Annotated in this window: 5 protein-coding genes and 1 rRNA gene; 1 reads left to right on the plus strand and 5 read right to left on the minus strand. The window is 72.0% G+C overall.

The window, feature by feature from the left end; genetic code table 11:
* Positions 1-50: 50 nt before the first annotated feature.
* The 4 genes from EAE32_RS11600 to EAE32_RS12075 all read right to left on the minus strand — a co-directional run bounded on the left by EAE32_RS11600 (position 51) and on the right by EAE32_RS12075 (position 4,177).
* Positions 51-818, minus strand: coding sequence for a TlyA family RNA methyltransferase (locus EAE32_RS11600; protein WP_121865276.1), 768 nt, complete (start codon positions 816-818; stop codon positions 51-53).
* Positions 815-1,126 carry a hypothetical protein gene (locus EAE32_RS11605; RefSeq protein WP_124035179.1) on the minus strand — a complete coding sequence of 104 codons (312 nt, stop codon included), beginning with the start codon at positions 1,124-1,126 and terminating at the stop codon, positions 815-817. The genes EAE32_RS11600 and EAE32_RS11605 overlap by 4 nt, the downstream gene beginning before the upstream one ends.
* A gap of 98 nt (positions 1,127-1,224) precedes the next feature.
* Positions 1,225-2,217 carry an HAD-IIA family hydrolase gene (locus tag EAE32_RS11610; RefSeq protein ID WP_121865291.1) on the minus strand — a complete coding sequence of 331 codons (993 nt, stop codon included), beginning with the start codon at positions 2,215-2,217 and terminating at the stop codon, positions 1,225-1,227.
* A gap of 58 nt (positions 2,218-2,275) precedes the next feature.
* Positions 2,276-4,177, minus strand: coding sequence for a hypothetical protein (locus EAE32_RS12075; RefSeq protein WP_243635706.1), 1,902 nt, complete (start codon positions 4,175-4,177; stop codon positions 2,276-2,278).
* 708 nt (positions 4,178-4,885) lie between these two features.
* Between EAE32_RS12075 and EAE32_RS11625 the strand changes: the two genes are divergently transcribed.
* On the plus strand, positions 4,886-6,097 hold the full coding sequence (locus EAE32_RS11625; protein WP_121865279.1) for a dicarboxylate/amino acid:cation symporter: 1,212 nt from the start codon (positions 4,886-4,888) through the stop codon (positions 6,095-6,097).
* A 582-nt stretch (positions 6,098-6,679) separates the two neighbouring features.
* Here EAE32_RS11625 and rrf read toward each other — a convergent pair.
* A 5S ribosomal RNA gene (gene rrf, locus EAE32_RS11635) occupies positions 6,680-6,796 on the minus strand.
* Between the last annotated feature and the right edge of the window lie 155 nt (positions 6,797-6,951).

Raw genomic sequence — 6,951 nt, forward strand, 5'->3', positions numbered from 1 at the left:
CTGACCATCCTCCTGCGATCGACTCCCGCGGTGGGCTGACTCCGCCAAGACTACGCGAGCGCTCCGACGCCCACAGCGGCCACCGGGCGGCGGCACCACACGAAGAACTCGACGTTCCCGTCCTGCCCCGGCAGCGGGCTGGGCGCACTGCCCCGCACCTCCAGGCCGACGCCGAGCGCGCACTCCCGCACGCGCCGCACCGCCTCCGCGCGGGCCGTCGGCGAGGTCACCACTCCCGTCCTGGAGAGGTTGTGCACCCCCACCTCGAACTGCGGCTTCACCATGAGCAGGAGGTCGCCGCCGGGCACCGTGGCCGCGGCGAGTGCGGGGACCACGAGGGTGAGGGAGATGAAGGAGAGGTCGCACACGGTGAGCTCGGCGGGGCCGCCGATCTGCTCCGGGTCGAGGTGCCGGACGTTGAGACCCTCGTGCACCCGTACCCGGGCATCCGCACGGAGCTCGGGCATCAGCTGGTCGTGACCGACGTCCACGGCCACCACCTCGCGGGCTCCGCGCCGCAGCAGCACGTCCGTGAAGCCGCCGGTCGAGGCTCCGGCGTCCAGGCACCGCTTCCCTCGCGGGTCCACCGCCGGGAAGTGCTCCAGGGCGCCCACGAGCTTGTGGCCCGCGCGGCTCGCGTACTCGTCCCGGTCTGAGGGCTCGACGGTCAGGGCGTCCTCGGGCCCCACCGGCGCGGAGGGCTTCGTGGCCGGGCGGCCGTTCACCGACACCCGACCCTCCCGGATGCGCTCGGCGGCCACGGTTCGCGAGCGCGCGAGCCCGCGCGCGGTCAGTTCCCGGTCCAGACGGGTCGTCACCGCTGCAGCCACCCGCCCGGGGTGCCTGCGGCGGGCGGCACGCCCTGGTCAGTGCGGCCTGACGCGGCCACCAGACCGTGCGGCAGCTTCCCCGGGTCCTCGTTCAGGATTCGTTCCAGCTCCCGGTGCAGGTCCTCGTAGGCCGCGGCCCGCTCCGTGACGGGCAGCCGGGAGATCTCGTCCTCCCGCGCCAGCACCCGGTCCACGGGATCCAGCCCGGTTCTCGGAGGTCCTGCCTCCTGCCCCCCTCCCCCGATCTCCTGCGCGTCACCCTGCTCGTGACCGGAGCCTGCGGGCCCGGGTGCCATGCCGACGCTCGCGGCACCGTCCTGCTCCGGGCGCCCCGTTTTTCCGCCTGCTCGGCCGGGGCCGTCCTCGGCACCGGGCACGCCCGTCCCCGGCGTGATCACGACACAGGCTCCCAGCGCACCTCGGGCGAGGTTGCCTCGTCCTCCTCGGGGTGTGCGGCCCACCACGCGGCGCACGCCGCACGCCAGCCGTCGAGGTCACCGGTCTCCGCCGTGATGGTCACGACGTCGCCCGCGACCTCCGCGCGCACCGACCGGCACGTCGCGCTCACCCGGTCACCCGTGCGCCCGGTGGCCACCTCGGGGTACGGCTCGAAGAGCTCCCGCAGCGTGGCCAGCAGGTAGGTGGGGCGCTGTGCGGTGCACGCACCGAGCACACCCGCCGCGGAGTCCACTCCGGTGAGCACCTCGATGCTCTCCATCCCGGCGTTGTGCGCACCCAGGATGTCGGTGTCCAGCCTGTCGCCGACCACAGCGGGGCGCGTGGCCCCTACCCGTTCTGCCGCCTCCCGGAAGATCGGGGCCTCGGGCTTGCCCGCCACGAGCGGTTCGCGCCCGGTGGCCGCGGCGACCGCGGCCACGAGCGTCCCGTTGCCCGGGGCGATGCCCCGTTCCTTGGGAATCGTGCGGTCCGTGTTGGTGGCGCACCACAGCACGGACTCATCCGCGAGCGTGAAGGCCGCCTCCGCGAGCTGCTCCCACCCGAGGTGGGGATCGAAGCCCTGCACCACGGCCTGCGGCGCGTCCTGCTGCGAGGACACCGGCACGAGCCCCACGGCGCGGACCTCGTCCCTCAGGGCCTGCGACCCCGTGACCAGCACCCGCGCACCGGGGCTCAACCGCTCCGCGAGCAGGGCCGCCGCGGCCTGTGCAGAGCTCACGACATCCTGCACCCCGGTGCTCGCGCCGAGGGAGGTGATGTGCTCGGCCACGGCCTCCGGCGGGCGGGACGCGTTGTTCGTCACGTACACGACCGGGCGGCCCGTGGCCCGGACCCGCTCGAGAGCCTCCGGAGCGCCGTCGACCGCGGTGGGGCCCGCGTAGACCACGCCGTCCAGGTCGCACAGCAGCGCATCGAACCGCTCGATCAGCGCACCGTCCGCACCGCTCCCTGCCGCGTCCCCGTCCGGGGAGGCGGACGCAGTGGCCTCACTCACGGGCGCCCTGCTCACGATCGGCGGGGGAATCCTCGGCGCCGTCCGAGGCGCCCGGGGCTGCCGCCTCGTCGTGAGACGCGGTGCCCACCCCCTCCTTCTCGTCCTGCGCCGCGCCGACGCCGCCGCCTGTGGCACCAGCACCAGCGTTGCCACCAGCGGTGGCGGCATCATCGGCGCCCACCGGGGCGGTGGCCGCGTCCGCGGAATACGACAGGGTGCCCTGGCGAACGCCGGGTGCCGCTGCTGCCTCGTGCGTCCTTTCGCGTTCCTGGTCGTCGCCTCCCGGAACTTCGTGTCCCAGGTCGTCGCGCTCCGGCGCATCCTCCGGGCCAGCGCGGCGCGCGTCGTCGTCACGGGCCGGTTCTTCGTCGCCTGCCGCTGCCTGGCTCTCCGCCCGTTGCATGTCGTCTCCGGCGGGGCGCGCGTCGTCGGCGTCCGTGCCCGTCCTGTGCTCGTCCGCGGGGCGGGGGGCGCTGTGCCGGCGCTGCGCGTCCCGGACGGTGCGCCGCGCCTCGTCCTCGTCGAGGTCGTCCCCGAGGTCCACGATCTCCGGCTCCGAGAACTGGCCCACACCCAGGGCGGCCTCCGCCACGATGGCCTGGCGCTCCCAGGTCATGGACTCGTCGTCCCGCCCCACCGCGCGCAGTGCCTCGGCGTAGGCGCGGAACAGGCCGGGGCTGTACGAGAAACCGCGGTTCTTGTCGAGCTGCGGGATCTCCAGGGCGGCGAGCGCGGCGTCGTGGTCCCCGGCATCGGCGTGGATCCCGGAGACGACGATGGCGAGCGCCGCCTGGCCTGCGGCGTCCAGGGACGCGGCGGCCTCTGAGGTCGCCTCCTCCATGGCCTTGTCCGCGCGCCCCAGCGCACGCTGGCTGTCCACCATGAGGGGCAGGTGCTCCTGGGACCCGGAGATCCGGCGGTGGGTGCGCAGCTCCTTGAGGGCGAGCGCGAAGTCACCCGCGGCGTAGGCGGCCACTCCCGCAGCCTCCCGCACCACGCCGATGCGCCCGGCCTTGCGGACCGCGGCGTTGGCGTGCTCCAGGGCGAACTCCGGGTCCTCCTCCAGGTAACGGGCGGCCATCACGAGGTGCTGGGCCACCCGTTCCGCGTTGCTCTGCTCGAGCGCCTTCAGCTCGTGGTGCATCGAGCGGTCGAGCTCGCGGCCGGTCACGTCCGCGTCGATCTCCGGGGCCACGAAGCGGGGGCGGGCGTCGTCGTGGCCCCCGCGGCGCTCGTCCCGGGCGTAGGTGCCGCACTCGGGGCGCCGCTCGTGCCTGTCGTTGCGGCGTTCGTCCCGGAACCCACCCCGGTTGCCGTGTCCCTGGCGGTCCTGGCCGGGACGGTCGGAGCGGTCTCCTCGGCGGTCCGGGCGCCCGGCGCCCCGACGGTCATCGCGACGGTCGGCGCCGGAGCCGAATCCGCCCCGGTCGCCACGGGTGCCGTAGCCCCCACCGCGGCTGTCCCGACGGTCCCCCGCCCGGTCACCGCGCCCGTCCTCCCGGCGGTCGTCGCCGCGCGAGCTGTAGCCCTGGCGGTCTCGGCCACCACCGACGCGCTCGTTGCCGCCACGGCCATCGCGTGAGGCTCCCCGATCCTCACGACGCCGCTCGGTCCAGCGCCCTTCTCCGCCACCCTCCCGGCGGGCACCGGAGCGGTCGTCCCGACCGGGGCGGCTGTCGCGGTAGCCGTCGTGCCGCTGGCCGCGTCGCTCGTCGCGGCGCTCGTCGCGGCGGTCCTCGCCACGGGTGTAGCCCGAACCGCCCCGGTTATCACCGGAGCCCCGCCGTCCGCCTCGCTCGTCCCGGCCGGACCGCTCCCCGCGGTCGAAACCGTTCCGGCTCTCCCTGCCACCGTAGCCACCGCGTTCGGCGCTCCGGCCGTCGCGGGAACGCACGTCATCCGACCGACGGTCGCCGTATCGAGCACCGCCCCGCGCGTCCCGGCCGTCGGCGGAACCCCGGTAGCCACCACGGTCGTCGGTGCGATCCCCGCGGCCCTGCCCGTAGCTTCCGCGGTCGTCTCCACGGCGCTCGTAGCCACCACGGCCGGCACCACGGTCCTCACGCCGGTCTCCCTGGCCACCGCCGGGCCGGTCGTCGCGTCCCCGGTAGCCCGCGCGATCGCGGGATCCGTCCCGCGCTGACGACCGGGCGGCGTCGGACCGCCCGCCGTCACCCCGTGAGGACCCGCCGCCGTGTGACGGGCCCCGGTCCTGGCGACGCTGCCATCCGCCGCGGTCACCCCCGCTTGGGCGATCCGAGTGATCGCGGGAGCCGTGCTGTTCAGAATCGCTCAAGGGGAGTCTCCTACTGCGGCCGGTGGCCTAGCTCTGAGGGGCGGCGATGGAGCCCGCCCCGTGGTCTGGTGAGCATTCTACAAATGCCGCCCGCTGCCATCCCAATGCTGGACAGCCGGCGGGGTCGGCACAAGGATCAAAGCCACGAGGCCCTGGACCGCGTGGAATCTCAGTTTCGTGGACTGCGGGCCGAGTGGACGCAGGACGGCGCAGGCAGGCGGGACACCGTGCCGGTCCGTCACGTCCCCTCGACGCGACCCGGGAGCGCCTGACCACTTCCCGCTCACCGTCCGTTGATAATGGAGCATGCGTTTGAGATCTCTCTCCAAAAACCTGCTGCTGCGGGTCCTCGTGGCCATCGTCCTGGGCACCGTCTTCGGGCTCTTCTTCCCCGAGTGGCTGGCCCGCGTGTTCATGACCTTCAACGGCATCTTCAGCCAGTTCCTGGGCTTCCTCATCCCTCTGATCATCGTGGGTCTCGTGACCCCCGCCATCGCGGACCTCGGCAAGGGCGCGGGCAAATGGCTCGCGGCCACCGCCGCCATGGCCTACGGATCCACGGTCTTTGCCGGGCTGCTCGCGTTCTTGGTGGCCAAGTCCACCTATCCGTGGCTCCTGGGAGGTCACACCGCCGTGGACGGACTGGAAAACCCGGAGGAGCACGCTCTGAGCGGCTACTTCGACATCACCATGCCACCGGTGTTCGACGTGATGACAGCACTCGTCCTGTCCTTCTGCCTCGGCGTGGGGATCACCTTCGTGCGCGGCACCACGCTGCACCAGGGATTCGGCGAGCTTCGCACCATCGTGATGCGCATCGTCGAGAAGATCATCATTCCCCTGCTGCCCATCTACATCTTCGGCATGTTCCTGAGCCTCACCATGAACGGGCAGATCGTGCTCGTCATCTCCACGTTCCTGCGGGTGGTCATCCTCGCTTTCGTCATGACAGTGGTCATTCTGCTGATTCAGTACACGATTGCCGGGGTGGTGACGAAGCGGAATCCGCTCGTGCTGCTCAAGAACATGTTGCCGGCCTACGCAACCGCACTGGGAACGTCCTCCTCCGCGGCGACCATCCCCGTGACGCTCGAGTGCACCCGACGCAACGGAGTGGACGGGCGCGTGGCGGGGTTCACTGTGCCCCTGTGCGCCACCATCCACCTGTCGGGCTCCACGATGAAGATCGTGCTGTTCTCGCTGGCGATCATGACCATCTCCGGGATGCCGATCAACACCTGGCAGTACGTCGGCTTCATCTTCCTGCTCGGAGTCACCATGGTGGCGGCACCCGGTGTCCCCGGCGGCGCCATCATGGCGGCCGTGGCGATCCTGCAGTCGTCCCTCGGCTTCGACGAGACGGCTGTGGGACTCATGATTGCCACCTACGTGGCCATCGACTCCTTCGGCACCGCCTGCAACGTCACGGGAGACGGGGCCATTGCCGCCATCATGAACCGGATCCTCACCGGCAAGGACGGCACACTCCGCAACGCTCCCCCTGTGCCGGCACAGTAGCTGGCAATGCCCGGTGGCCCACCCTGTGGCGCGTTGCTCCTCGAGCGACGCGCCACAGCTGTATCTGCGGGACCTCCCGCCGATCTCCGCGTCCTGGGCACACGTCAGGCACCGCGGGCGTCGACGACGGGGTTCTTGGCGGGCAACGTGTTGTTGTCCCGGTGGGGTGTCGCGGGTGAGGACCTGTGGACGGTGCCGATGCGGGGTTTGCCGGCCCGCGGGGTGGTGAACTGCTCCGCCGGGGGCGGAGGTCGGTATCGAGGGGGATGGACCCGTTTCTCACGGCCCCCGCGCGGGGCTTGCCTGCCGAGCACGCAGCGGCGTGCGGAGTCTGGGTCCGGCCTCCGGGGCCGTGGGTGCCGGCGGCGGCAGTGCGTGCCGCACCGATGAGGGGTGCCGTCCACGGGGCTGTGAGCGTTCCACCGGTCCGGGCCGTACGCGCCACCGTTCAGGGCCGTGGGGTCGTGCCACCACCACAGGCCGTGGGGTTGTGCCACCCCCGTCCGGGAAGCGTGCTGTTAAATGTGGGGAGGCCCCACACCATGCCTGGTGTGGGGCCTCGACCCTCTTTTCTGACGTGTATTCCGGCGGTGACTTACTCTCCCACACCCTACCGAGTGCAGTACCATCAGCGCTGTGGGTCTTAGCTACCGGGTTCGGGATGGGACCGGGCGTTTCCCCCACGCTATAACCACCGGAAACCTACCCCACCCACACCACCCCACACACACCAGGACCGGGTCCCGGGGTGTCAAGGGGTTGCACGGGTGGAAACCATTGGGCGGTTTCCCATGACAACCATGGAAACACAATCTCTTCTTCTGTCAACCACACTCCCCCACACCACCCCCACC

This window comes from Kocuria tytonicola, from assembly GCF_003687175.1.
GTDB lineage: Bacteria > Actinomycetota > Actinomycetes > Actinomycetales > Micrococcaceae > Kocuria > Kocuria tytonicola.

Excerpts from the sequence above, each read along its gene's own strand:
- EAE32_RS11605 (WP_124035179.1), bottom strand. The coding sequence starts at position 1,126 with ATGGCACCCGGGCCCGCAGGCTCCGGTCACGAGCAGGGTGACGCGCAG.
- EAE32_RS11625 (WP_121865279.1), top strand. The coding sequence starts at position 4,886 with ATGCGTTTGAGATCTCTCTCCAAAAACCTGCTGCTGCGGGTCCTCGTG.